The sequence below is a fragment of the Spongiactinospora sp. 9N601 genome, from assembly GCF_044326295.1.
Lineage (GTDB): Bacteria > Actinomycetota > Actinomycetes > Streptosporangiales > Streptosporangiaceae > Spongiactinospora > Spongiactinospora gelatinilytica.
In genome coordinates, this window is the sequence record NZ_JBIRBB010000024.1 from 33,397 (window position 1) to 55,690 (window position 22,294).

Here is a 22,294-nt window from a genome sequence, read left to right on the forward strand (position 1 = left end):
TGGCCCTGGGCCAGGTGACGCCCGAGTTGATCCACCACCTGTTCGCCACCGAAGTGCTCCCCGTAACCCGCGCCGCCACCAAGGCCGGGTGACCCCGCTACCGTGCGCCCCCGTCAGAGCAGTTCCATGGTCTCCTCCTCCTCGCTGTCCTCCGGATAGCTGAGCTCGCGTTCCACCTGTTCCTGGGCGAAGAATCTGACCAGCTCATGGAAGGTGTAGACGATCTCGTCGGCGTTCTGCGCGAGCACGCGTACGAAGTGGTTCTCCACCAGGTGCAGGAGCAGGCCGTCCACCATCTCCGAGTCGGACTGCAACAGCTTGGCCACGCCGTGCGAGGTGAACACCGGGCTCGGCAGCAGGCTGAGCAGCCGCAGCAGGTGGCGTTCCTCCTCGCTCAGCCGCCGGTAGCTGGCCAGCAGCCGATCGCGTACGTCCATGTCGGCGAAGATGACCTCGTCGAGCCGCCGGGTGGCGCCGATCAGGCGTTCGGCGAGCTTCTTGAGCGGCCAGCTCGTGGCCGACAGTCGCCCTCCCACCGCCCTTATGGCCAGCGGGAGATTGCCGCAGAGCTGGACTATCAACTCCGCCGCCCGCGTCTCGCCGCCGGTGAGCGTCCTGCCGATCATGCTCTGCAGGAGTTCGACGCCGTCGGCGGTCGAGGGCAGGTCGAGCTGAAGGTGCACCGCGCTGGCGAGTCCGCCCAGTCCCGCGCGCCCCGTGACGATGGCGGCGCTGGGCGGGCAGCCCGGCAGCAGCGGCTGGACCTGCGCGGCGCTCGCCGCGTCGTCCAGGACGACCAGGACCTGGCGCTTGGCCGTCCAGGTACGGAACGCGCCGATGCGTCCGTCCAGGCTGACCGGGATGCGGTCCTCCGGCACTCCCGCGGCGGTGAGGAAGTCGCCCAGGATGTCGGCGGGATCGGCGGGCTTGGAAGTACTGCCGCCGAGCTGGGCGAAGAGCTGCCCGTCGGGATAGGACTGCCGCAGGGTGTGCGCCGCGTGTACGGCCAGCACCGTCTTGCCGACTCCCGGCATGCCGCCGACGGCGACCACGGGGGTCGAATCGGCGCGCGGTTCGACCAGCGCGCCCAGGAGCTTGTCCAGGGCGTCGGACCTGCTGGTGAACCCCACCATGTCGGGCGGGAGCTGGGCCGGGGCCACCGGCCGCCACTCGTCCGGGGTCCGGTCGCCGCGGCTCGCAGTGGTCACGGTGATGGCCGGAATCGGCACCTCCAGGGTGTCCTCGGACGACAGCAGGGCCTGGTGCGTGGCCTGTGCCTTGCTGGACGGCTCCACCCCCAGTTCCTCGACCAGAAGCCCGCGCAGCCGCTGGTAGACGTCGAGCGCCTCGGGGCGGCGGCCCGAGCGTTGCAGCGCCAGCATGAGCTGGACGTGGAACTCCTCGTGCAGCGGGTAGTCGCCCACCAGGGTCTTCAGCTCGCTGATGGCCTTGCGGTGCCGCCCCAGGCGCAGGTCCACATCGACCCGGAGCTCCAGGGCGCGCAGCCGGCTCTCCTCCAGCGCCGTCGCGTACGCCGACAGCAGGCTGCCCGCGGTCACGTCGGCGAGCGCGGGGCCGCGCCACAGGGAGAGCGCCTGGGCGAGCCGGTCGGCCGCCGTGCCGGGGTCGTCGGCCGCCAGGGCGGCCTGTCCCTCGCCCATCAACCGCTCGAAATGGTGGCTGTCTATGTGTTCGGGCGGCACGGCCAGCATGTAGCCGTGCGGCCTGGTTCGCAATATCGCCGACCGCTCGTCGTTACCGGATGATAACAGGTTGCGGAGTTTGTAAATATATGTTTGTAAAGTTGAAAGTGCGCTTACCGGTGGATTGTCCGGCCATAGTTCGTCGATCAGCTCGGACGTCAACACAAGAGTCTGGTTACGCAGGAGAAGCAGCGCCAGCACTTCTCTGACCTTAGGTGGTGTAGGAGTCAGGTCGACACCCTGGTGGCCCTGTACGGCCAGTGGGCCCAGCACCAGATAATCCATCACAATCCCAGTTAGCTACAGAGACGTACTGCGGCTCGCGAGCCTCGATGTCTGTCCCAGTGCCCCCGAACTCGCAGTCCTGCCGTCGATCCCCGTGCTCTCGTCCCCCTCCCTTCCTCCCCGAATCGCCCGCGAATCCCAGCGGACGGTGACCTGTACGCGTAGCCATGGTGACGCGGGCCGATCATTGAATCGGCGGCGTGGTGGCACATGCGACACGGCCCCGTCTCTTCGCGTAGATGCCTGATGCATGCCATTTGGGCACAGGCGGTGAATCTTCATCTTGTGGCGACCGCCGGCGCCTGCCGGAGATCGGCGGGCGATGTCGCCGTAGATGGTTACAACTGGAACATAAGCGGAGATGACTTATTTCGTCAACTCCCATGGATCAGTAACTTCGCGAGTCTTCACAACAGCTAATGCCCGATCCGGAGCGTGTCCGGGGCGTGACCACGATCGGCCGGTCGGGTTGGGGTTCCCGACCGGCCGATCCATTCCTGTGCTCCCGGAGTCGCATCCCAGAGATCAGGGCGAGGGCGTTTTAGGTTTCCACCATGATGGATTGTCGGCGTACCAGCGCACCGTCTCGGCCAGCCCGTCGTCGAAGGAGACGCGGGGACGGTACCCCAGGGCGTCCAGTTTGGCGCCGTCGAGGGCATAACGCCGGTCGTGTCCCTTACGGTCGGGCACGTACTCGACCATGTCCCAGCTCGCGTCCAGGGCGGCCAGCAGCCTGCCGGTCAGCTCCCGGTTGGTCATCCGGGTGCCGCCCCCCACGTGGTAGACCTCGCCCGGCCGGCCGCGCTCGGCGGCCAGCCTGATGGCCCGGCAGTGGTCGTCCACGTGGATCCACTCCCTGACGTTCTGGCCGTCCCCGTAGAGGGGGACCTTGCGGCCGGTCAGCAGGTTCGTGACGAACAGCGGGATGATCTTCTCGGGGAACTGCCGGGGACCGTAGTTGTTGCCGCACCTGGTGATCACCACGGGCAGGCCGTGCGTGATCGCGTCGGCCAGGGCGATCAGGTCGCCGCCCGCCTTGGCCGCCGCGTACGGCGACCGCGGTCGCAGCGGCGCGTCCTCGCGCCACGAGCCCGACTCGATGCTCCCGTACACCTCGTCGGTCGAGACGTGCACCACCTTGGGGGTCCCGGCGTCCAGGCAGGCCCGCATGAGCGCCGAGACCCCGAGGACGTTGGTCCGGACGAACTCCATGGCCCCGTCGATCGAACGGTCCACATGCGACTCGGCCGCGAAGTTGACCACCAGGTCGTGGCCGGGAACGACGCGACGTAACAGCTCGGCGTCGCAGATGTCGCCTTTGACGAAGTCCAGGGAGACACCGTTGAGGTTCGCCGGATCGGCGGCATAGGTGAGCCGGTCGAGCACCGTGATCCGTTCCGCGGCGACGGTACGGACGAAGTGCGATCCGATGAACCCGGCCCCGCCGGTGACGAGGATCCTCATGAGCCCGTCACGACCCCAGCGAGGTCTCGACGACCACGGCGGCGTCCTCGTCGCCGTGCCCCGCGGCGACCGCCTCGTCCAGGCGGCCCGCCGCGGACGCGCACACGGGCAGGGTCAGCCCGGCCGACCGCGCGTCCGAGGCGGCCAGCCGCAGGTCCTTGACCATGAGCCGGGCCCGGAACGCGGCCGGTTCGTACGACTCGCGCCGCATGAACGCGGCGCGGAAGGCCAGCGCCGGGGAGCAGAAGCCGCTGGAGGTGATGGCGTTGATCAGCATGGTCCGGTCCAGCCCGGACCGCACGCCGAGCGCGACCGCCTCGGCCAGCCCCACGGTCTGCACCCCGAGCAGCAGGTTGAAGGCGAGCTTCATGGTGCAGGCCGTGCCGGGCGGGCCCAGGTAGCGCAGCTCCTCACCGATCGCCGCCAGCACGTTCTCGACCTCGGCCACGTCCCGCTGGTGGCCGGCGGCGAACAGGCGCAGCCGGCCCTGGGCGGCCATCTCCGGGTTGCCGAGCAGGCACAGCTCCACCCGCCGGACGCCGTGGGCGGCCAGCCGTTCGGAGGCCGCCCCCGCGTAGGCGGCGGAGGTCGTGGAGGTGTCGATCACGACCGTGCCGGGCTTCAGCACGGGCAGCATCCGCCCGAACAGCACCTCGTCCACGGCCCGCTCGTCGCTGAGGCTCAGCATGACGACGTCACTGTCGCGGGCCGCGTCCTGCGGCTGCGCGGCCCAGCGGGCGCCCGCCTCGATCAACGGGTCGGCCTTGGCCGCCGTCCTGTTGTGCACGGTGAGCGGGAAGCCGGAGGAGAGCAGGCGCCTGGCGATCCCGCCGCCCATGGCGCCCAGCCCTACCATCGCGAGTTTCATCGCGACTCCACCGGCTCTGTGTCGGCCGAGAGCTGGGATATGCAGCGCATGGTGGCGTTGCGGAAGTACTCGCCGAACTTGTCGGTGGTGCTGGTGTCGCGCCGCCGCTCAAGGTAGGGGGCCAGTTCCTTCTCCAGCTTGTGCACGCCGCCGTGCTTGGCCATCGTGGCGGACACCGCCGCCAGGTCGCCCTCGTAGTGGATGACGCGGATCATGATGTCGTCCTTGATGAACACGGCGGTGCCGAGCAGCCTGCCCACCTCGTTGCCCTGGTCGTCGCGCAGCACGGAGGTGCCGAGCCGCTGGAAGTTGCCGAAGATCTCGGCGATCTCGTCTTCGTGTCCCGGCTTGACCCGGTAGGTGATCGCGGCGTACGTCATCACATTCCTCCATCGACGTTGAGTACGGTTCCGGTGATGTATCGGGACTGGTCCGAGGCCAGGAAGAGCACGGCGTCGGCGACCTCTTCGGCGGTGCCGAGCCGGCCCAGCGCGGTCATCCCGGCCAGCCGCTCGCGCAGGTGCGGGGGCGGCCCGCCGTCCGGCCCCCCGGCGTCGATCACGCCGGGGGCGACCGCGTTCACCCGGATGCCGCGCGGGCCCAGCTCGCGGGCGAGCGACCGGACGAGCCCGATGAGCGCGGCCTTGGCGGCGGTGTAGTGGGCGCTGGCCGGCCTGCCGCGCAACGCGACCGAGGCACCGAGGTCGATCACGGAGGCGCCTTCCCCCAGCAGGCCCAGTGACTGCCGGGTGACCAGGAAGGCCGAGGTCAGGTTGGCGTCGATGACCTCCTGCCAGGCCGCGAGGTCCAGTTTGTCCACCGGGCGGACGCCGTCCACCCCGGCGTTGTTGACCACCACGTCGAGCCCGCCCAGGCGCTCGGCGCACCGGTCGATCAGCGTGGCGACGTCCTGTTCCCGGGTGACGTCCGCGGTCACCAGTTCGTACGGCGTGGCGGCCGGCGCCCCGCGGTGGCAGGCCAGCACCCGGGCCCCGGCGTCGGTGAACGCCCGGGCGGTGGCCGCGCCGATGCCCCGCGAGCCGCCCGTCACCAGCACCCGCTTGCCGGCGAGCGAGCCGTGGTAGGTCATGATCGCTCCTCGGGATAGGCGGCGTTGACGGTGTAGAGGGCGAAGCTCGGACCCCGCGAGCGGTCCTGGAACGAGCGCAGCGGCGCGGTCGTCTGCCGGTGCCGGGTGCCCTCCTCCCAGGCGCGGAAGGAGTCCAGGCTGTCCCACTCGCTCATCACCAGGAACCCGCCCGGCTCGGTGAGCGAGCTCAGCAGTTCGTTGCCGAGCAGTCCGGGCGTGCCGGAGAGTTCCTGGCTGATGTGGTGGTAGGCGTCGGTGAGCGCGTCCTTCGAGTCGTCGGGGGCCGCGGCGTACACGAGCACGCGCACCCTCGGGCCGGTCATGCGCGCGCGGTGGGGACCATGGCGTGGACCACGCTCATCGTGACCATGGAGCCGCCGGACCGGTACGGGTGCAGTGCGGCCCGGTGGTGAACGTGCGGCTCGCTGCGCTCGAACTCCCGGAAGCGCGGCTCGTCCACCCAGTCGCTGACGATGTAGTACACGCCGTCCTCCTCGGCGCTCCTGGACAGCCACTGCCCCAGGTTGGCCGGGTTGTCGGTGATCGCGTTGCCGACGCGCAGCCAGGTCCGCTCGAACTCCCGCTCGACGCCCGGCTTGATCTGCAACCGCAACATCACTCGGAAGGTCATGGCTAGATCCCGCCGTCCACGTTGATGGTCTCGCCGTTGATGAACGACGCCTGCTCGCCGGCCAGGAAGGTCACCACGGTCGCGATCTCCTCGGGCCGGCCCATCCGGCCCACCGCGATCATGCGCCGGTAGCGTTCGCGCACGTCGTCCGGTACGCCCGCCTCGGTCTCGACGGGACCGGGCGCGACCAGGTTGACCCGGATGCCGCGCTCGCCCAGCTCCTTGGCCAGCGACCTGGTCAGGCCGATCAGCCCGGCCTTGGCCGCGGTGTAGTGGACCCGCAGCGGCAGGCCCACGGTGGCCACCTTGGAGCCGATGTTGATGACGGAGGCGCCCCGGCCCAGCAGCGGCAGCGCCCGCTGGATGACCATGGCGGTCGCGGTCAGGCCGGTGTTCACCACCTTGTGCCACTCGTCCGCCGTCAGCTCCGCGAAGGGGACGTGGCTGATCGCGCCCGCGTTGTTGACCACGATGTCGATCCGTCCCCAGCGGCGCTCGCACTCCCCGACCAGTGCGTCGATGTCCTCCGGCCGGGTCACGTCGGCGGTGGCCACGTGGTGCTCGCCGCCGATCTCGCGCAGCTCCTTCTCCAGGGTCGTCGCCGGCTCGCCGCCCTGCCGGGTGCAGGTGACGATGTTCGCCCCGGCCTTGGCCAGGTCCAGCACGATGGCCCGTCCGATGCCTCTGACGCCGCCGGTGACCAGCGCCGTCTTGCCATTGAGTCGCATGAGGGTCTCCGATGTCACATAAGGGTGGCCGCGCCCGCGCCGCCGGCCGCCAGCGCGGCCACGGCGAGGGAGGTGCGGATGAGGTTCCAGGTCCGCCACTGGGGCCGGGGGTCCCGCGCGGCCCAGTCGGCCGGCTGGTCGCCCGGATCCAGCGACGTCACGTACTTGTTGATCGGCACGTTCTTGACGATCGAGATGCCCATGACGACCGCCAGGATGACCGCGGCGGCGGCGTAGCACACGCGGGCGGCGACCGGCGTGACCATGAAGGCCAGCGCCGCGTTCGCCAGCATGGTCAGGACGTGCACGATCGGCATGAAGGGGTCGTAGCGCGGCCACAGGAAGTGGATCGCGTGCACGTACCCTCCGTACGGCATGGCCTTCGTGTACGGCTCGATCCCGATGACGGTCGAGAGCATGACGCCCGCCGCGAGGCCGCCCCCGGCCAGGGCCAGCGGGACCAGCAGCGAGATCATTGCGGCAGACGCGCCGCGGCGGCCTCGACGCGGCGCTTGATCAGGTCGAGCTGTACGGCCGAGTTGCCGTTGATCCGCTTGGCCATGGCCTCGTCGTCCAGCGGGGACTGCGGCTTCATCTGGAAGTCCTGCCGCCACCGCATGGTGACGCCGTGGTCGGCCTCGGTGTAGTCCCAGGTGATGTTCATGTACTCGAACCAGCCGGTCTCCACGCGGTGGGCGTGGACGACGCGCTTTTCCGGGTCGGCGGTGCGCTCCGACACCCAGCTCCAGGCATTGCCCTGGGCGTCGGGGTGCATGGTCAGCCGGAACCGCACGGTGTCACCGTGCCGCTCCAGGATCTCGGCCGAGGCGTACTCGCTGAACAGCTCGGGCCAGGACTCGACGTCGTTGGTCATCGTCCACACCAGCTCCATCGGCGCGGAGATGACGATTTCGTTGTCGGTGTGTGCGGCCATGGTCACGTCCTCCGTGCTCTGATGACGATTGCCGAGTTGAACCCGCCGTAGCCCCGCGCGATCACCAGCGCCGCGCGCAGCCTCGCCGGCCGGGGCCGGTCGCGGACCAGGTCGAGGCCCAGCCCTTCGACGGGGCTCTCGATGCCGACCGTGGGCGGGATGACCTGGTCGCGCAGCGCCAGCAGCGCGGTGGCCAGGTCGAGCGCGCCGCCCCCCGCGTAGAGCCGCCCCGTCATGGTCTTGGGCGCGGTCACCGGGACGGCGTTCCGCCCGAAGACCCCGGCGATCGCCTCGGCCTCCTGGCGGTCGAGTTCGGGCACGCCGGCCGCGTCGGCGAAGACGACGTCGATGTCGTCCGGCGCGGCGGCGGCGTCGGCCAGCGCGCCGGTTATCGCGCGGCGCAGGGCCGGGGGCCGGTCGGACCACGGCGGCGGGTCGAACGTGGCCGCATGACCGGCTATGTAGCCGTATTTCGCTTTCTTGGTGTCGGCGGGCTCGATGGTGAGCATGGCACCGCCCTCGCCCGGCAGGTAGCCGTCGGCCCGCTCATCGAAGGGCAGGTACGTGCCGGAACGGCTGAGCCTGCCATTGCTGAGCTGGGCCACCAGCCCGTACGGGCACAGCGAGGCGTCGGTGCCACCCGCCAGCGCCAGCCGTACCCCGTCGCGCAGCAGCCTGCTGGAGTGCGCGGCGGCGTCCAGCCCGCCCGCCTGCTCGGCGCAGATGACCCCGCACGGGCCGCGCATCTTGTGCCGGATCGCGATCTGGCCCGTGCTGGCCGCGTAGAACCAGGCGATCGACTGGTACGCCCCCACGTGCCGCGGCCCGCTCCGCCACAGTTTCTCGATCTCCCGCTGCCCGAAGTCGGTGCCGCCGGACGAGCTGGCCGTGGTCACCGCCATCTCGTACTCCGGCAGCCCCGCCGGGTCCACCCCGGCGTCGTCCAGCGCCATCTCGCTCATGGCCAGCGCCATCTGGGTGAACCGGTCGGTCTCGGCGATCAGCCGGCCGGGGACCCGCCCCTTGGCGACGAACGACGACTCCCCGCCCCTGGTGACGGGGTAGCCGCCGGCGTCGAACCGGGTGATCGGCCCCAGCCCGGAACGGCCGGCCAGGATCGAGTTCCAGTACTCCTCGGTGCGGTCCCCGTTGGGCGCCACCACTCCCATCCCGGTCACCGCGCTCATAGCGCCCGCCGGAGCACCATGGCGGTCTGGAAGCCGCCGAAGCCGCTGCCGACGCTGAGCACCGCGTCCACCCGCTGGTCCCGTGCCGTCAGCGGCACGTAGTCCAGGTCGCACTCGGGGTCGGGGGTGTGCAGGTTGGCCGTGGGGGGCACCACGTTGTCCCGCATGGCCAGCAGGCAGGCCGCCGCCTCGATGGCGCCGATCGCGCCGAGCGAGTGGCCCACCATCGACTTGATCGAGCTGACCGGCACCTGGTAGGCGTGCGGGCCCAGGGCCGTCTTGAAGGCCGCCGTCTCGTGGCGGTCGTTCTGTTTGGTGCCGGAACCGTGGGCGTTGACGTAGTCGATGGCCGTCGGGTCGACCTTGGCGCCGTCCAGCGCGGCCCGGATGGCCTCGGCCATCTCCCGGCCGTCCGGCTTGAGGCCGGTCATGTGGTAGGCGTTGCTGCGCGAGGCGTACCCGGCGATCTCCCCGTACACGTTCGCGCCGCGCCTGAGCGCCGACTCCAGCTCCTCCAGGACCAGCACGGCCGCGCCCTCGCCCAGCACGAACCCGTCCCGATGCAGGTCGAAAGGGCGGGAGGCGTGCTCGGGGTCGTCGTTGTTGGGGGAGGTGGCCCTGATCGCGTCGAAGCAGGCCGCGGTGATCGGCGAGAGCGGCGCGTCGGTCGCCCCGGCGATCACCACGTCGGCGCTGCCCTCCCTGATCAGCCCGGCCCCGAGGCCGACGGCGTCCAGGCCCGAGGTGCAGCCGGTGGAGACCACGCCGACCCGTCCCTCGGCCCCGCAACTCCAGGCCACCTCGGCGGCCAGGGTGCTGGGGGCCATGAAGCCGTACAGGTGCGGCGTGCCGTAGTCGTGGTCCACCAGCCACCGCCGGCCGCCGTCGCTCAGCACGACGTACTCCTCCTCCAGGCTCATCGTGCTGCCCACCGCGCTGCCCAGGCTGACGCTCAGCCGTTCCGGCGCGACCTCCTGGCCGAGCCCGCTGTCGGCCCACGCCTCCCGGGCGGCGACCACGCCGAGCTGCGCGGCCCGGTCCATCCGCCGGATCTCGCGGGGCGAGAGCCCCTCGGCGGACGGGTCGAAGTCGCACTCGGCGGCCATCCGCGAGCGGAAGCCGGAGGGGTCGAAGAAGGTGATCGTGCGGGTCGCCGTACGGCCGGCCGTCAGCATCTCCCAGAACGCCTTGGTGCCCGGGTCGCCGGGAGCGACGACGCCGATCCCGGTGACCACGACGCGGGCGTTTCGCATCAGGACTCTCCCGATCGTTCTTCTGTGTCGACGTGCCCGAGTTCGGGGCGGGGGGCCAGCGGGCACAGGTGGAAGACGATCTGCGCGGGCTCGGTGCCGATGTTCTCCACCCGGTGTCGGGTGAACTTCGGCGCCAGCACGCCCTGGCCGGCGCGCATCTCGATGTCCTCGCCGTCCAGCCGGGCCACGATCGTCCCCCGCGCGACGTACATGTACTCGTCGGAGTAGGGGTGGTAGTGCTCGGCCACGAAGTCGCCCGGTTCGAGCAGCGTCACGCCCATGAAGCCGGTGGTGGAGCCCACCGTCTTGGGGCTGAGCAGCACCCGCAGGTCTCCGCCGCGGCGGCGGTTGGGCTCGACGTCGTCGATGTGGACGATCTTGTGCCCGGCGCTCGTCTCGGTCATCGGCTCTCCCAGGTGTAGAAGGGGACGGCCATGGCGTCCTTCGGCTCGCGCCAGTTGGGGTCGTACGGGCTGACGTGCTCCGACAGCCGCCGGCTGACGTCCAGGTAGAGCGGGTGCTCGCGGGCCTTGTCCAGGCTGGGCTTGATGTCCTCGTCCGCCTCGACCAGGTGGAAGTACAGGTCGTGGAAGCGGAACAGGGTGCGGCGGGAGACGCCGACCAGGTGCGGGAGGTCCGTGGCGTCGGACTCGGCGAAGATCCGCGCGATGGCGTCGGCGTGCGAAGCCTCCATGTGCGCGACGATGAGGGTTCGGTGCACGGTGTTCTCCTACTTGGTGGCGATGACGAGGGTGTCGGTCCGACCCAGCGGCTTGACGGCGATCTCCTTGAAGCCCGCCTCGCGCAGCCATGCCTGGCACTCGCCGGCCGTGTACTCGGTCCCGTCCGTCGTGGTGAGGATCATGTGCAGGCTGACCAGCAGGTTGTCCGCGTCGGCGGGCTCCTCGTCGATCATCCGGTCGTAGATCAGCAGTTGCCCGCCGGGGGCCAGCGCCGCATGCGCCTTGCCGATGAGCATCCGCCGCTCGTCCTCGGCCCAGTCGTGCAGGACGTGGCCCATGATCAGCGCGTCGGCCTGGGGGAGCGGGTCCTTGAAGAAGTCGCCGGGCACGAAGGCGGCCCGGCCGGTGAGCCCGAGCGCGGCCAGGTGCGCGTCGAACCGGGGCTCCATCTGGGGCAGGTCGAAGACCATGCCCTTGAGGTGGCCGTGCGCCCTGACCAGGTGGGACATCAGGTTGCCGCGGGCCCCGCCGATGTCGGCCACCGAGTCGCAGGCCGTCCAGTCGTGGACCTTGGCCAGCTCCGGGCCGAGGTGGCCGCTGAGCGAGTCCATCATGGTCAGGAAGCGGTCCAGGAAGGCCGGGTCGTCCACCAGGGCGCGGAAGTCGCCGTCGTTGGCCTGCGGGGCGCCGGTGCGCAGGGTGTCGGTGAAGCGGCCCCAGGCCGGGTAGAGCATCTCGCCGGAGCGGGACAGGAAGCCGCCGACGTACGCCGGGGCGCCCTTGACCAGGAAGCGGGCCGCCGCCGGGCCGTTGCCGTACCGGCCGTCCTCGCGCCGCAGCAGGCCGGTGGTGACCAGGACGTCCAGCCACTGCCCGGTGGCCCGCGGGTGCAGGCCCAGCCGGTCGCACAGCTCGGCCGCGGTGGCCGGGCCGTCCTTGAGCGCGGTGAACAGGTCGATCTCGACGGCGGTGAGCACCACCTTGGACATCGCGTACATGCTGCCCAGGCGGAAGATGTCGGCCGGGGTGCCGATGGATGTGTCGGTTGCCATGAGGCTCCTTCCGGAAGATGGGGTCATGACTCGGGTGTTTCGCCCTCGATCAGCCGCAGGTCGCCCGCCTGCCCGCGCACGCCGGCGAAGACGAGGCCGGCCCGCTGGAACAGTTCGGCGAACTCCTGCTCGGTGCGCTCCTTGCCGCCCGCGACCAGGAGCATGTGCAGGTCCATCAGCCGGGCTCGGCGCTCGGCCGGACCGTCGGAGAGCAACTGCTCCACGACGACGACGCGGGCGCCGGGCGGGGCGGCGCGCCGGCAGTTGGTCAGGACGCGCACGCAGGTCTCGTCGTCCCACATGTGCAGCGTCTGTTTGATCAGGTAGACGTCGCCGCCGGGCGCCCTGACGTGGCAGTCGCCGGGGATGGCGCGGAACCGCGAGACCAGGGGCGCCTCGCGCAGCGCCGGGTCCAGGGTGGCCAGCGCCTGCTCGGTCTCGACCAGGACGCCGGTGACGTACGGATGGCGTTCCAGCACCGCCCGCAGCAGGCTGCCGCTGCCGCCGGCCAGCTCGACCACGCACTCGCCGCCCTTGACCGACAGCGCGTCCGCGACCAGCGGATCCTCCCGCCTGGCCACGATCGCCAGGCCGTGCTGGAACGCCTCGGCGGCCTTCTGGTCCTGGGCGAAGAAGGAGAAGATGTCCATGCCGTAGTGCGCCTGGAAGGCGCATTCGCCGGTCCTGACGGAGTGGGCGAGCAGGCCCCACAAGATCCAGTTCCAGTCACCGCCGAGGCGGATGATGTGGGCGGGACCGTCCGGCGCGTCCGAACGCAGCGCCCGCGAGGCGGGCGTGTGCTCGTAGCGGTCACCGGCCACCTCGGTGAAGATCCCGAACGTGGTGAGCAGGCTCAGGAACCGCCTGAGCGTGTCCGGCCGCGCCCCGGACGCCGACGCGAGCGCTGCCAGGGTGGTCGGTTCGTCCCCCACGGCGTCGGGCAGGCCGAGCTGAACCGCGGCGCGCACGACCGCGCTGCCGTGGACGCCCGTGGACAGCTCGAACACCGCAGTGGCCGCCTCGTCGCGCATGACCGCCATTGCCATCTGATCCCACCTCCGGATTCGCCGGGCGGTCCGATCCGCGACGGGCCGCCGACAGGAGAAGCTGGTCTCAGTGGCTGAAGAATCGCTCCACCAACGCTGGAGCAGTGCCGCACGCCCGAGTCGACCGCGCGGCGAGCGGCGGCCAGCGAGCCTCAGGCCAAACTCCAGCGGCTCTCATCAGCATGGGCGTCCCGGCGGGCCGGCTCCCGCCAGGCGGCAGAACAAGGGAGTGACCGATGGAACTTGGGCTCAGCGGAAAGAGCGTGCTCGTGACCGGCGCGAGCAGTGGCATCGGACGGGCGACCGCCCGCCTGTTCGCGGACGAGGGGGCCAAGGTGGCCCTGACCTACCGGGGGAACAAGGACGGCGCGCAAAGCGCGGTCACCGAGATCGAGCAGGCGGGCGGCACGGCCTTCGCCACGCAGTACGACCTGGCCGACCCCGGCAGCATCAGGGCCGCGGTGGACGCCGTCATCGACGCGTACGGCGGGGTGGACGTACTCGTCGCCAACGCCTCACCGTGGGCGGGGCCGCGCATGCCGTTCCGGGCCTTCGAGGACGTCCCTGTGGAGGAGTGGCAGGGCCAGCTCCGCGCGGAGCTGGAGGGGGCCTTCCACACCGTCCAGGCGGTCCTTCCGTCGATGAAGTCGCGCGGCTGGGGGCGGTTCATCTTCGTCTCGGCCGCGGTGGTGCGCTCGGGCATTCCGGGGGAGGAGGCGTTCATCGCCAGCAAGGCGGGGCTCCAGGCGTTCAGCCGTACGCTGGCGCGCGAGGCGGGCGAGAGCGGCATTCTGAGCGTCGTGGTCTCGCCAGGGACGACCGCGACCGACACCATGCGCCGCGCGCTGCCCGCGCGCATGATCGAGAAGATGGCCGCCTCGGCGGCGACGGGCCGCCTCACCACGCCTGAGGAGGTGGCCAGGGCCATCGTGTTCCTGGGCTCGGCGGCCAACGGGAACATCACCGGCACGATCGTCGAGGTCACCGGCGGGACCTGACCAAGGTCCCGGCGGTGACCTCGGATGGTCAGCCGCGGCCGGCCTGGGCGAGGACCTTGCCCAGGGTGGCCGCGAGGTCGGTCGGCGAGGGCAGCGCCGCGTTCTCCGCGGCGAGCCTGGCGGCCCCCTCCTTGAAGGAGGGGGCCGCCAGTGTCTTTTCGGTGGCCGTGCGGAACGTGCCGGCGTCCAGTCCGCGGTAGTCCAGGTGGACGGCGGCCCCGGCGGCGGACATGCGCTCGGCGTACTCGGGCTCGTCGGTGTGCGAGGGCACGATGATCATCGGCACGCCGGCGGTCAGCGCGGTCATCAGCGTGCCGGCCCCGCCGCCGTTCAGCACGGCCGAGCAGGACGGCAGCAGCAGGTTCAGCGGCACCGACTCGGCGACCCGCACGTTCGGCGGCAGGTCGCCGGGCAGCAGCCCGCGCTGGCCGGGCGCGATGGCCGCCACGACCTCCACGGGCAGGTCGCGCAGCCCCTCGACGGCCAGGTTGATCGGGTGCAGGTTGTCGGTGATCTGCGAGAACATGTGCCCCCAGGTGACGCAGACACGCGGCAGGGCCGGTGTCCCGGCCGCCCACGGCGGCTGCACACCCGGGCCGTTGAAGGGCACGTACCGCAGGAAGACGCGGTTGACGTCGTCGTCTCCGGCGAGGCCGGGCGGGCAGGGCGTCAGGGTGAGGTCGCCCAGCGGGTCCACGCCGGTCAGGCCGAACCGGGCGCACAGCTCCTCCACGTACGGCCGGTCGAAGTCACGGCGTACGTAGTTGGTGTCGATGCCCCAGGTGTGCCGGACGGCCGGGACGCCCACGGCGTGCGCGGCGACCAGACCGGCGTAGCCGCGCGCCTCGAAGACCACGGCGTCGGGCCGCCAGGCGCGGGCGAAGTCGATCAGATCGCCGGCCGCCGCCGCGGCGATGCCGGTGAACATGACCATCGACCGGTCCATCCGCACCCCCAGGGGCTCGTCGCCGGAGGCCAGGTCGAGGGGGACGTCCTTCCAGAACGTGCGCAGGTCGACGTCCTGGCCGACGGCGACGGCGGGCAGGCCGGTGGCCGCGACGGTGGCGGTGAAGCCGGGTTCGCAGGCCACCCGTACGTCGTGCCCCGCGCAGCGCAGGGCCCAGGCGAAGGGCACGACGGGGTAGAAGTGGGCCGCTGTGGCGATGGTGGAGATCAGGATACGCATGCCCGCAGGCTGCTCCGGTTCAGTGGAGATCCGGTAGGCGAGCGCTGAACGCGCCGGCGACCTCCTCCAGCAGCGGCACCACGTCGGCGGGCGCGGGCCGCGCGGCGATCTCCTCGCGCAACCTGGCCGCCGCCGCCCCGGCGCGGGCGTCGTGCAGCAGGCCCAGCGCCCGCTCGCGGAGTTCGGCGGGGCTCGCCTGGTCCACGGGCAGCAGGACGGCCGCGCCGGCCCGCGCCAGCCGGGTGGCGTGGGCCTCGTGGTCGGGAAGCTGGGGCACCAGGAGTTGCGGCAGCCCGGCGGCCATGCCGGTCAGCGAGGTGCCCGCGCCGCCGTGCGCGACCAGCAGGTCACAGCCGGGCAGTACCGCGTGCAGCGGCGCGTCCTGCACGACCCGGACGCCCTCGGGCACCGGGCCGAGCCATTCGCGCTGCGCCGCGGTCACCGCGGCCACCACCTCGACCTCGGGCGAGGCCAGCGCCCGCAGCACGTCCCCGGCCAGGAACCGCTCCGGATCGACGCGGGCGATGGTCGTCCCCCACGTCACGCAGACGCGGGGCCGGGCGGTGGGCCGCAGGCGGGGGGTGATGCCGGGCCCGTTGTACGGCACGTACTTGACGGGCACCGGCTCATAGTCCACGTCCACCTGGACATCGGAGGGGTAGGGGTCGATGGTCGCCGCCCCCAGCGGATCGAGATCCTCCAAGCCGTGCCGCTCGCCCATCGGGGCCAGCAGGTCGGCCAGGAACGGGCGGGCGGCGTGCATGAGGTCGGCCCCGTAGAGGTGCCGTACGGCGGGCACGCCGATCGCCGCCGCCGCGATCGCGCCCGCCCATGCCGTGGGGTCGTGGACGATGAGCCGGGGCCGCCACTCCCGGGCCAGTTCGACCAGGTCATCGACCATGGCCTCGGCGTTGGCCTGGAACATCCGCAGCGCCCGGGGGCCGCGCCCGTTCAACGGGGCCGCCGCCGGCGTGCCGAAGCGCCGGGTCGGCAGCGCGTACCCCCGGACCATGCCCACCGAGTCCACGTCGGAGCCGATGGGCGCGTACGGCAGGCCCGCGTGCGCGGCGCCCCCCGCCAGCGACGGCTGACCGGCGACCAGCACCTCGTGCCCGGCCGCGCGCATCGCCCACGCCAGCGGGACCATCGCGTACAGGTGGGACGGCCAGGCCCAGGAGGTGAAGAGCACCCGCATCGCTATCCCTCTTTCAGCTCAGTACCGCGGCGGCGATCAGGTCCGCCTGTTCCGGGTCCGCCGCGCACGGCAGCAGGATCAGTTCGTCGCAGCCGGCCTCGGCGTAGCCGCGGGCCAGGTCGCGCAGCCTGCCCGGCTCGGTGGCCACGCCCGCCACGACGTGCGCCGCCTTCTCACCGGCGAAGGCGTAGTAGCCGCGCAGGTAGCTCTCGGCCCGCCTGGGCCCGTCCGGGCCGAGCGAGACGTAGCAGAGCGACACCAGCCGGGGCGACCGGTCCCGGCCCTGCCGCCGCCATTCCGCGCGCACCCGGGCGACCAGGTCGGCGTACCGGGTGACGGAGCTTCCGCCGCTGATCCAGCCGTCGCCGGACCGGGCCGAGCGGCGCATGGCCGCGGCCGAGTGCCCGCCGATCAGCAGCGGCGGCCGGCCGTACGGCCGGAGCCCCGGACCCGCGCCCGACCAGGCCGCGCGCAGCTCGGCCACGGCGTCGTCGAGCCGCTTGCCCCGGCCGGCGAACGACGTGCCGGTGGCGGTGAAGTCGTCCTCGCGGTCCCCGGCGGCCAGGCCGACCACCAGCCGCCCGCCGCACAGGTGGTCGAGGGTCGCCAGTTGCTTGGCCAGCAACGTGGTGTCCCGGCAGGCCGCGAGCAGGACGGTGGTGGCCAGCCTGATCCGCTCGGTGACCGCAGCCGCCGCCGCCAGCGACAGCAGCGGCTCGTAGTTGCCGTACACGACGCGATCCAGCACGCCGAGCGTGCTGAAACCGAGCCCTTCGGCGCGGCGGGCCCATTCGAGCAGGCCCCGGCCGGACACGTCCGGCACCGTGGTGGGCAGCGCGAGTCCGATCTCCATGGCCCTTCCTTACGCCAGGTCGAGAATGCGGGCGAGCACCTGCCGCAAATCGACGGCAGGATCGGCGGGCAGGGCGGATGTGCGCCAGGCGACGAAGCCGTCGGGGCGGACGAGCACCGCGCCCCCCGGGCCCACGCCGTACGCCTGCCGCCAGCGGCCCTCCGGATCGGTCAGCTCGCCGCCGCCGATCACCCGCACCTCGACGCTCGCCGGTCCGGCCGCCCGCCGCCACGCCTCCCCGCCCTCGGCGTCGGTGAGCAGCACCGGACCGGCGCCGAACAGGTCCAGGGTGGATATCCGCACCCCGTCGCGGATCAGCGGGAGGTGCGGGGCGCGGGTGCCGGGCTCGCCCAGCAGCTCCGGCTCCAGCGCGGGCGGCCCGTCCGCGTCGCCGCCCTCGGGGAGCACGGCCGCCGAGCGGTACCGGTAGCCCAGGATGATCGCCGGGTAGCTGACCGCCTTCCCGTCGCCCTCGGCGGTGCTGATCCGCTCGCGCATGGTGTTCATGGCGTAGTCGATGGTGTGCCGGGCGACCGCGTGGCGCTCCTGCTCGTAGGTGTCGAGCAGGCCCGGCCCCGCCTTACCGGACAGCACGGCGGCCAGCTTCCAGGCGAGGTTGTGGGCGTCCTGCACACCGGTGGCCGCGCCGAGCGCGCCGGTCGGCGGCATGGCGTGCGCCGCGTCCCCGGCCAGGAACACCCGGCCGCTGCGGTAGCGGTCGGCGAGCTGGGCGCCGATCTCGTACCCGAGCACCTTCGCGCCGGTCCGCTCGATCTGCACCTCGATGTCGTCCACCCGCAGGTCGGGCACGCCCACGGCGGCGCGCACGGCCTCCGTGCACCACTCGTCGTCGAGATCGTCGGCCGACGTGGTGGCCGGGTCGTAGGGGGTGATGAACACCCAGCGCGAGCCGTCCAGCGGCATCATCCGGGTGCCGCTCCTGGGCCTCTCGAAGTAGCCGAGACCGAGGTCCCGGCCGCGCAACGGGCCGCTGAGGTCGGCCTTGAAGACGAGGCTGACGATGTTCTGGAGTACGCCGGGGCCGGTCACGCCGATGCCGAGCCGTCCCCGGATGGAGCTTCGGATGCCATCGGCGGCGATCAGGTAGCGCGCGCGGACGCGGCGCTCCTCGCCGGTGTCGGCGTCGCGCAGGGTCGCCGTCACGCCCTGGCCGTCCTGCTCGAACGCCACCAGCTCGGTGGAGTAGCGCACGTCGGCGCCGAATTTGGCGGCGTGGTCGGCGACGATCTCCTCCAGCCGGTTCTGGTCGATGGAACACCAGGTGCAGGGGGTGGCGGCGGTGAGGCCGGGGGCCTCGGTCCGCATCGGCAAGGACTGGGCTTCGTGGTCGTCGAGCGTCTTGGCCCTGATCATCGTCTTGGTGCTCAGGTCCGCGCTCAGCGAGCGCGCCGCCAGTATGCTGCGCTCCATGCCCAGCGACCGGTAGACCTCGACGGTCCTCGGGTTGATCATCCGTGCCCTTGGGTGGCGCAGTGTGCTCGGTTTGCGCTCCACAAGCATCGCCGGCACGCCGTGCCAGGCCAAGAACAGGGCTGCGGAAAGTCCGACGACAGCGCCGCCGGCGATCAGCACCTGAGTCTCTTCTTGAGGCATTTGTGGGGTCATCCCTTCGTTGTCGACGCCCGCCGTACCAGGTAGCGCGCCGGGCGTCGCGCCCGGCTGGAGGACTGATCACTTTTCGCTGAAGGCCCGGCGCGCCGCAGGTCCAGCGCGGCTCTAACCCGGCGGCCCAGGATGCTCGCGACAAGCAGGGCCGAGAGAGCTGGACTTCGACATGCGACTGGGAATCAATGTCCCGCTGGACGACGCCGACCTCGCCGTGGAAGCCGAACGGCTGGGGTTCGAGGTGGCGTTCGTGCCGGAGGGCTTCCGCTCCGACGCGGCCAGCGCGCTGGGGTACATCGCGGCCAGGACCACCCGGATCCACGTGGCCTCGGGCGTGTTCCAGATGCCCGCGCGCACCCCGGCCATGACCGTGATGACCGCCGCCACGCTGGACGGCCTGTCCGGCGGGCGGTTCCGGCTGGGGCTGGGCGTCTCCAACGCGTTCATCACCGAGGGCTGGCACGGCAGGCCGTTCGGCCGCCCGCTGGCCATGTCCCGTGAGTACGTGGCGATCGTGCGGGCCGGGCTGGACGGCCGGCAGGTCGATCACCAGGGCGAGCACCTGACGGTGCCGCTGCCGGGCGGCCGGGGTACCGGATTTCGCCTGCACAACAAGCTGATCAGCCCGCGCATCCCGGTCTATCTGGCCGCGGTGGGCGACCGCGGGCTGGAACTGGCCGGTGAGATCGCCGACGGGTGGTTCGGCGTCTTCTGCTCGCCCGGCCGGGTGGCCGAGGCGGTACGGCGCATCGGGGCCGGGCGGGTGCGCGGCGATCACGTCGGGGAGCCGTTCGAGGTGATCCCCTCGGTGCCGATCGCCGTGGGCGAGGACCTGGAGACGGCGGCCCTGCCGGTCAAGCACCATGTGGCCAGGTTCGTCAGCCTCGGGCACCGCTCCGACAACTTCTACTTCCGGCTCATGGAACGGCTCGGGCACGGCGAGGCCGCGGCGAAGATCCAGGACCGCGCCCAGGCCGGGGACACGGCCGGGGCGGTCGCCGCGGTGCCGCTCGAATTCGCCGACGACACGTCGCTGCTCGGGCCCGCGGACCGGCTGGCGGAACGGATGGCCGCCTACGAACAGGCCGGGGTCACCATCCTCGCCCTGTCCCCGGTGGGCTCCGATCCGGCGGCGCGCCGCAAGTCGCTCCAGGTCGCCGCGGAAGCGGTGGAACTGATCAATCCCGGCCGGACCAGGCCGGACGACTAAGGAGGAATCATGGCGGTCAAGAGTGGCGCGCTGCGGCGTACGGCGCTGCGGGCGGCGGTCGGAGTCGTGGCGATCGGCACGGTGGTCGGCCTGACCGGCTCGGCCATGGGTGAGGCGGGGCGCACCCGCTCGCCGGTGGGCACCTGGGCGGTGGTGATCACGTTCGAGGGGAGCGACAAGGTGGAACGCGCCCTGTTCGCCCTGGAACGCGACGGCAGCTTCGAGCTGGCCGACGGCAAGCGGACCGGCCTCGGCACCTGGCAGCCCACCGCCACCGGCTTCCGGTACGCCTTCCGGCACTACGACGTCGATGACCAGGGCGTGTTCGACTGGGAGCTGCGCGGCGTCCAGGACGGCGCGCTGACCTCGGCGGACACGTTCACCTCGAACGGCACGGGCACGTCCGTGGACGCCGACGGGACGGTCCAGGGCGTCTTCCACACCAGGGTCGAGGCCAAGCGTTACAGCATCCAGTCACCCTGAAAGCGGTGAGGGCGGCGCCGCGTACCGCGGCGCCGCCCTCGTCGTATCCGACCCGAGATCACCAGGTGACGGGCAGCCGGTCCGGCCGGGCGAACGCCGTCCCGGTACGCCACGTCAGCTCCTGCGCAGGCACCGCCAGCGCCATCCGCGGCAGCCGGCCGAGCAGCGTCTCCAGGGTGATCCGCAGCTCGATCCTGCTGAGCTGCGCGCCCAGGCAGTAGTGGATGCCGTGGCCGAAGGTGATGTGGTGGTTCGGCTCCCGCACCGGGTCGTAGGCGTCCGGCGCGGCGAAGACCTCGGGGTCACGGTTGGCGGCCGTCACCGAAGGCAGTACCGCGTCACCCGCCTTGATCCGGACGTCGCCCAGCGTCATGTCCTCCGTCGCGATGCGCAGCGCGCCCACCCCGCCGCCCGCCTGGGAGAGCCGCAGCAGTTCCTCGGCGGCGTCGGGCAGCAGTTCGGGCCGGTCCTGAAGGGCGCGCATCCGCTCGGGCTCGCGCAGCAGCCGCAGCAGAATGTGGGTCATCGCGGCCGTGGTGGCGTGGTAGCCCGCTCCGAGCAGGGTGAACGCGAACGCGACCAGCTCCTCCTCCGAGAGCCGGTCGCCCTCGTCCCTGGCGTTGATGAGCACCATCATCAGGTCGTCGGTGGGCCGGGCGCGCTTGGCCGCGATCAGCTCGGCCAGGTAGCCGTTGAGCCGGTCGCGCGCCTCGATGACCTCCTCGCGGCGGCCGGCGTCGAAGCTGAGCATCAGGTCGGTCCACGCCTGGAACTGGTCCACGTCGGCGTAGGGCACGCCGAGCATCTCGCAGATGACCAGCATCGGCAGTGGCTGGGTGATCCCGGCGACGAGGTCGGCGGGCGGGCCCGCCGCCTCCATCGCGGCCACCAGCTCGCGGGCCCGCCGCTCCACGTGCGGGCGCAGCGCCTCCATCCGCCGCACGGAGAACGCGTGCGACACCAGGCGGCGCAGCCTGCTGTGCTCCGGCGGGTCCATGACGATGATCGATTTGGCGCCCTTGGCGATCGGGAACACCCGCGGCGCGCCCGGCGCGGTGATCGCCTCCCGGCTGAAACGAGGGTCGGCGAGCACGGTGCGCACTTCTTCATATCGGGTGACGAGCCACGCGGGGTCGCCGGTCGGCAAGGTGATCCGGCTCGCGGCGGCGCTCTCGCGCATCTTCGCGTACTCCTCCGGTGGCTCCAGCGGGTCCAGCGCCGTGAACGGGAACTGTGGCGGTGCTTCATCTGCGTGCATCGGCTAACTCCTTCGCGCCGCGTCGGCCTCGTCGCCTTCGTCGCTGTCATCCGGGCAGGCCCACAGCCCGGGGTCGTAGAACATCAGAGGCGGATGATCCGCCAAGGTCCGGGCACAGGCCCGCAGCCATTCGCCCAACGGCAGCCTCATGGGACGACCGTGGTCGCGTGATCTGTCGTCTGGCTGGAGTACGGCTGGAGCGCCGGTCGGACAACCGGTCCAGCCCTCGTTCAACGTCCGTCGAGCGGGCCACCGGACAGTTTCCCGGCAGACAGTCATCGGTCCGAGCGAAAGGGCGGAAGATGCGGGAGATGACGGTTGAGACGCTGGTCCGGCTGCTGCGCGAGAGCGCGGGCGAGGACGAAGGTGTGCAGCTCGACGGCGACATCCTGGAGATGACCTTCGAGTCGCTGGGCTATGACTCGCTGGCGCTGTTCAACACGGTCGGCGCCATCGAGCGGGAGTACGACCTGGAGATCCCGGAGGAGACCGCGGGCGGCGCCAAGACTCCGGCCGACCTGCTCAACGTGGTCAACCGGGCCCTCACGGGTACCTCCTGAG

The 22,294-nt window shown here is 71.7% G+C and carries 25 protein-coding genes; 4 read left to right on the top strand and 21 right to left on the bottom strand.

Translation table 11 applies throughout. The features are described 5' to 3' along the window. Nucleotides 1-113 precede the first annotated feature (113 nt). From ACH34R_RS39205 to ACH34R_RS39280, 16 genes are all read right to left on the bottom strand, one after another. The gene (locus ACH34R_RS39205) at nt 114-1,988 is read right to left on the bottom strand and encodes a BTAD domain-containing putative transcriptional regulator (RefSeq protein ID WP_397566784.1); all 1,875 of its coding nucleotides are present in this window, start codon (nt 1,986-1,988) and stop codon (nt 114-116) included. A 525-nt stretch (nt 1,989-2,513) separates the two neighbouring features. Next, nucleotides 2,514-3,452, bottom strand: a complete 939-nt coding sequence (gene rfbB, locus ACH34R_RS39210) for a dTDP-glucose 4,6-dehydratase (protein WP_397566665.1) — start codon at nt 3,450-3,452, stop codon at nt 2,514-2,516. A 7-nt stretch (nt 3,453-3,459) separates the two neighbouring features. After that, nucleotides 3,460-4,320 carry an NAD(P)-dependent oxidoreductase gene (locus ACH34R_RS39215; protein WP_397566666.1) on the bottom strand — a complete coding sequence of 287 codons (861 nt, stop codon included), beginning with the start codon at nt 4,318-4,320 and terminating at the stop codon, nt 3,460-3,462. After that, a complete protein-coding gene (locus ACH34R_RS39220; RefSeq protein ID WP_111170389.1) occupies nt 4,317-4,700 on the bottom strand; it encodes a SchA/CurD-like domain-containing protein in 384 nt (127 codons plus the stop codon). The genes ACH34R_RS39215 and ACH34R_RS39220 overlap by 4 nt, the downstream gene beginning before the upstream one ends. Then, entirely contained in the window at nt 4,700-5,410 is a 711-nt protein-coding gene (locus tag ACH34R_RS39225; protein WP_397566667.1) for an SDR family NAD(P)-dependent oxidoreductase, read from the bottom strand. The genes ACH34R_RS39220 and ACH34R_RS39225 overlap by 1 nt, the downstream gene beginning before the upstream one ends. Next, on the bottom strand, nt 5,407-5,733 hold the full coding sequence (locus ACH34R_RS39230) for an antibiotic biosynthesis monooxygenase family protein (RefSeq protein ID WP_397566668.1): 327 nt from the start codon (nt 5,731-5,733) through the stop codon (nt 5,407-5,409). The genes ACH34R_RS39225 and ACH34R_RS39230 overlap by 4 nt, the downstream gene beginning before the upstream one ends. After that, the gene (locus tag ACH34R_RS39235; protein WP_397566669.1) at nt 5,730-6,041 is read right to left on the bottom strand and encodes an antibiotic biosynthesis monooxygenase family protein; all 312 of its coding nucleotides are present in this window, start codon (nt 6,039-6,041) and stop codon (nt 5,730-5,732) included. The genes ACH34R_RS39230 and ACH34R_RS39235 overlap by 4 nt, the downstream gene beginning before the upstream one ends. Nucleotides 6,042-6,043: 2 nt before the next feature. Further along, a complete protein-coding gene (locus tag ACH34R_RS39240; protein WP_397566670.1) occupies nt 6,044-6,769 on the bottom strand; it encodes an SDR family NAD(P)-dependent oxidoreductase in 726 nt (241 codons plus the stop codon). A 14-nt stretch (nt 6,770-6,783) separates the two neighbouring features. Then, the gene (locus ACH34R_RS39245; RefSeq protein WP_397566671.1) at nt 6,784-7,245 is read right to left on the bottom strand and encodes an anthrone oxygenase family protein; all 462 of its coding nucleotides are present in this window, start codon (nt 7,243-7,245) and stop codon (nt 6,784-6,786) included. Continuing rightward, nucleotides 7,242-7,703 carry an SRPBCC family protein gene (locus tag ACH34R_RS39250; protein ID WP_397566672.1) on the bottom strand — a complete coding sequence of 154 codons (462 nt, stop codon included), beginning with the start codon at nt 7,701-7,703 and terminating at the stop codon, nt 7,242-7,244. Before ACH34R_RS39250 ends, ACH34R_RS39245 begins: the two co-directional genes overlap by 4 nt. A gap of 2 nt (nt 7,704-7,705) precedes the next feature. After that, nucleotides 7,706-8,890: a ketosynthase chain-length factor gene (locus ACH34R_RS39255; RefSeq protein ID WP_397566673.1), complete on the bottom strand. Its 1,185-nt coding sequence runs from the start codon at nt 8,888-8,890 to the stop codon at nt 7,706-7,708. After that, nucleotides 8,887-10,143, bottom strand: coding sequence for a beta-ketoacyl-[acyl-carrier-protein] synthase family protein (locus ACH34R_RS39260; protein WP_397566674.1), 1,257 nt, complete (start codon nt 10,141-10,143; stop codon nt 8,887-8,889). The genes ACH34R_RS39255 and ACH34R_RS39260 overlap by 4 nt, the downstream gene beginning before the upstream one ends. Then, nucleotides 10,143-10,547, bottom strand: a complete 405-nt coding sequence (locus ACH34R_RS39265; protein ID WP_111166569.1) for a cupin domain-containing protein — start codon at nt 10,545-10,547, stop codon at nt 10,143-10,145. Before ACH34R_RS39265 ends, ACH34R_RS39260 begins: the two co-directional genes overlap by 1 nt. After that, on the bottom strand, nt 10,544-10,864 hold the full coding sequence (locus tag ACH34R_RS39270) for a TcmI family type II polyketide cyclase (protein WP_111166570.1): 321 nt from the start codon (nt 10,862-10,864) through the stop codon (nt 10,544-10,546). The genes ACH34R_RS39265 and ACH34R_RS39270 overlap by 4 nt, the downstream gene beginning before the upstream one ends. Before the next feature lie 9 nt (nt 10,865-10,873). Further along, entirely contained in the window at nt 10,874-11,878 is a 1,005-nt protein-coding gene (locus ACH34R_RS39275) for a methyltransferase (protein ID WP_397566675.1), read from the bottom strand. Nucleotides 11,879-11,901: 23 nt separating this feature from the next. Continuing rightward, a complete protein-coding gene (locus ACH34R_RS39280; RefSeq protein WP_397566676.1) occupies nt 11,902-12,924 on the bottom strand; it encodes a methyltransferase in 1,023 nt (340 codons plus the stop codon). Nucleotides 12,925-13,160: 236 nt separating this feature from the next. Here ACH34R_RS39280 and ACH34R_RS39285 point away from each other — a divergent pair, with 236 nt between their 5' ends. Next, complete coding sequence (locus ACH34R_RS39285; protein ID WP_397566677.1) at nt 13,161-13,922, top strand: SDR family NAD(P)-dependent oxidoreductase; 762 nt, start codon at nt 13,161-13,163, stop codon at nt 13,920-13,922. 28 nt (nt 13,923-13,950) lie between these two features. On the opposite strand, the gene ACH34R_RS39290 is transcribed toward ACH34R_RS39285, so the two are convergent. Genes ACH34R_RS39290 through ACH34R_RS39305 form a run of 4 tightly spaced genes read right to left on the bottom strand, consistent with a single transcriptional unit; the run spans nt 13,951 to nt 18,770 of the window. After that, nucleotides 13,951-15,108 (bottom strand): nucleotide disphospho-sugar-binding domain-containing protein, encoded by a 1,158-nt coding sequence (locus ACH34R_RS39290; RefSeq protein WP_397566678.1) that lies wholly within the window; start codon nt 15,106-15,108, stop codon nt 13,951-13,953. 19 nt (nt 15,109-15,127) lie between these two features. Next, entirely contained in the window at nt 15,128-16,303 is a 1,176-nt protein-coding gene (locus tag ACH34R_RS39295; RefSeq protein ID WP_397566679.1) for a nucleotide disphospho-sugar-binding domain-containing protein, read from the bottom strand. 13 nt (nt 16,304-16,316) lie between these two features. Next, the gene (locus ACH34R_RS39300) at nt 16,317-17,156 is read right to left on the bottom strand and encodes an LLM class flavin-dependent oxidoreductase (RefSeq protein WP_397566680.1); all 840 of its coding nucleotides are present in this window, start codon (nt 17,154-17,156) and stop codon (nt 16,317-16,319) included. A 9-nt stretch (nt 17,157-17,165) separates the two neighbouring features. Beyond that, nucleotides 17,166-18,770 carry an FAD-dependent monooxygenase gene (locus tag ACH34R_RS39305; protein WP_397566681.1) on the bottom strand — a complete coding sequence of 535 codons (1,605 nt, stop codon included), beginning with the start codon at nt 18,768-18,770 and terminating at the stop codon, nt 17,166-17,168. A gap of 181 nt (nt 18,771-18,951) precedes the next feature. Between ACH34R_RS39305 and ACH34R_RS39310 the strand changes: the two genes are divergently transcribed. Both ACH34R_RS39310 and ACH34R_RS39315 read left to right on the top strand, forming a co-directional pair. Next, nucleotides 18,952-19,992, top strand: coding sequence for an LLM class flavin-dependent oxidoreductase (locus ACH34R_RS39310; RefSeq protein WP_397566682.1), 1,041 nt, complete (start codon nt 18,952-18,954; stop codon nt 19,990-19,992). A 9-nt stretch (nt 19,993-20,001) separates the two neighbouring features. Further along, entirely contained in the window at nt 20,002-20,475 is a 474-nt protein-coding gene (locus ACH34R_RS39315) for a hypothetical protein (protein ID WP_397566683.1), read from the top strand. 58 nt (nt 20,476-20,533) lie between these two features. Here the strand turns inward: ACH34R_RS39315 and ACH34R_RS39320 are convergent, their stop codons facing one another. After that, nucleotides 20,534-21,733 carry a cytochrome P450 gene (locus ACH34R_RS39320; RefSeq protein WP_397566684.1) on the bottom strand — a complete coding sequence of 400 codons (1,200 nt, stop codon included), beginning with the start codon at nt 21,731-21,733 and terminating at the stop codon, nt 20,534-20,536. A 311-nt stretch (nt 21,734-22,044) separates the two neighbouring features. On the opposite strand from ACH34R_RS39320, the gene ACH34R_RS39325 reads away from it, so the two are divergent. Further along, a complete protein-coding gene (locus ACH34R_RS39325; protein WP_397566685.1) occupies nt 22,045-22,293 on the top strand; it encodes an acyl carrier protein in 249 nt (82 codons plus the stop codon). Nucleotide 22,294 lies beyond the last annotated feature (1 nt).

What these genes read in the sequence shown, in the direction of transcription:
- ACH34R_RS39205 (WP_397566784.1), bottom strand. Translation starts at nt 1,988, where the DNA reads ATGGATTATCTGGTGCTGGGCCCACTGGCCGTACAGGGCCACCAGGGT.
- rfbB (WP_397566665.1), bottom strand. Translation starts at nt 3,452, where the DNA reads ATGAGGATCCTCGTCACCGGCGGGGCCGGGTTCATCGGATCGCACTTC.
- ACH34R_RS39215 (WP_397566666.1), bottom strand. Translation starts at nt 4,320, where the DNA reads ATGAAACTCGCGATGGTAGGGCTGGGCGCCATGGGCGGCGGGATCGCC.
- ACH34R_RS39220 (WP_111170389.1), bottom strand. Translation starts at nt 4,700, where the DNA reads ATGACGTACGCCGCGATCACCTACCGGGTCAAGCCGGGACACGAAGAC.
- ACH34R_RS39225 (WP_397566667.1), bottom strand. Translation starts at nt 5,410, where the DNA reads ATGACCTACCACGGCTCGCTCGCCGGCAAGCGGGTGCTGGTGACGGGC.
- ACH34R_RS39230 (WP_397566668.1), bottom strand. Translation starts at nt 5,733, where the DNA reads ATGACCGGCCCGAGGGTGCGCGTGCTCGTGTACGCCGCGGCCCCCGAC.
- ACH34R_RS39235 (WP_397566669.1), bottom strand. Translation starts at nt 6,041, where the DNA reads ATGACCTTCCGAGTGATGTTGCGGTTGCAGATCAAGCCGGGCGTCGAG.
- ACH34R_RS39240 (WP_397566670.1), bottom strand. Translation starts at nt 6,769, where the DNA reads ATGCGACTCAATGGCAAGACGGCGCTGGTCACCGGCGGCGTCAGAGGC.
- ACH34R_RS39245 (WP_397566671.1), bottom strand. Translation starts at nt 7,245, where the DNA reads ATGATCTCGCTGCTGGTCCCGCTGGCCCTGGCCGGGGGCGGCCTCGCG.
- ACH34R_RS39250 (WP_397566672.1), bottom strand. Translation starts at nt 7,703, where the DNA reads ATGGCCGCACACACCGACAACGAAATCGTCATCTCCGCGCCGATGGAG.
- ACH34R_RS39255 (WP_397566673.1), bottom strand. Translation starts at nt 8,890, where the DNA reads ATGAGCGCGGTGACCGGGATGGGAGTGGTGGCGCCCAACGGGGACCGC.
- ACH34R_RS39260 (WP_397566674.1), bottom strand. Translation starts at nt 10,143, where the DNA reads ATGCGAAACGCCCGCGTCGTGGTCACCGGGATCGGCGTCGTCGCTCCC.
- ACH34R_RS39265 (WP_111166569.1), bottom strand. Translation starts at nt 10,547, where the DNA reads ATGACCGAGACGAGCGCCGGGCACAAGATCGTCCACATCGACGACGTC.
- ACH34R_RS39275 (WP_397566675.1), bottom strand. Translation starts at nt 11,878, where the DNA reads ATGGCAACCGACACATCCATCGGCACCCCGGCCGACATCTTCCGCCTG.
- ACH34R_RS39280 (WP_397566676.1), bottom strand. Translation starts at nt 12,924, where the DNA reads ATGGCAATGGCGGTCATGCGCGACGAGGCGGCCACTGCGGTGTTCGAG.
- ACH34R_RS39285 (WP_397566677.1), top strand. Translation starts at nt 13,161, where the DNA reads ATGGAACTTGGGCTCAGCGGAAAGAGCGTGCTCGTGACCGGCGCGAGC.
- ACH34R_RS39290 (WP_397566678.1), bottom strand. Translation starts at nt 15,108, where the DNA reads ATGCGTATCCTGATCTCCACCATCGCCACAGCGGCCCACTTCTACCCC.
- ACH34R_RS39295 (WP_397566679.1), bottom strand. Translation starts at nt 16,303, where the DNA reads ATGCGGGTGCTCTTCACCTCCTGGGCCTGGCCGTCCCACCTGTACGCG.
- ACH34R_RS39300 (WP_397566680.1), bottom strand. Translation starts at nt 17,156, where the DNA reads ATGGAGATCGGACTCGCGCTGCCCACCACGGTGCCGGACGTGTCCGGC.
- ACH34R_RS39305 (WP_397566681.1), bottom strand. Translation starts at nt 18,770, where the DNA reads ATGCCTCAAGAAGAGACTCAGGTGCTGATCGCCGGCGGCGCTGTCGTC.
- ACH34R_RS39310 (WP_397566682.1), top strand. Translation starts at nt 18,952, where the DNA reads ATGCGACTGGGAATCAATGTCCCGCTGGACGACGCCGACCTCGCCGTG.
- ACH34R_RS39315 (WP_397566683.1), top strand. Translation starts at nt 20,002, where the DNA reads ATGGCGGTCAAGAGTGGCGCGCTGCGGCGTACGGCGCTGCGGGCGGCG.
- ACH34R_RS39320 (WP_397566684.1), bottom strand. Translation starts at nt 21,733, where the DNA reads ATGCACGCAGATGAAGCACCGCCACAGTTCCCGTTCACGGCGCTGGAC.
- ACH34R_RS39325 (WP_397566685.1), top strand. Translation starts at nt 22,045, where the DNA reads ATGACGGTTGAGACGCTGGTCCGGCTGCTGCGCGAGAGCGCGGGCGAG.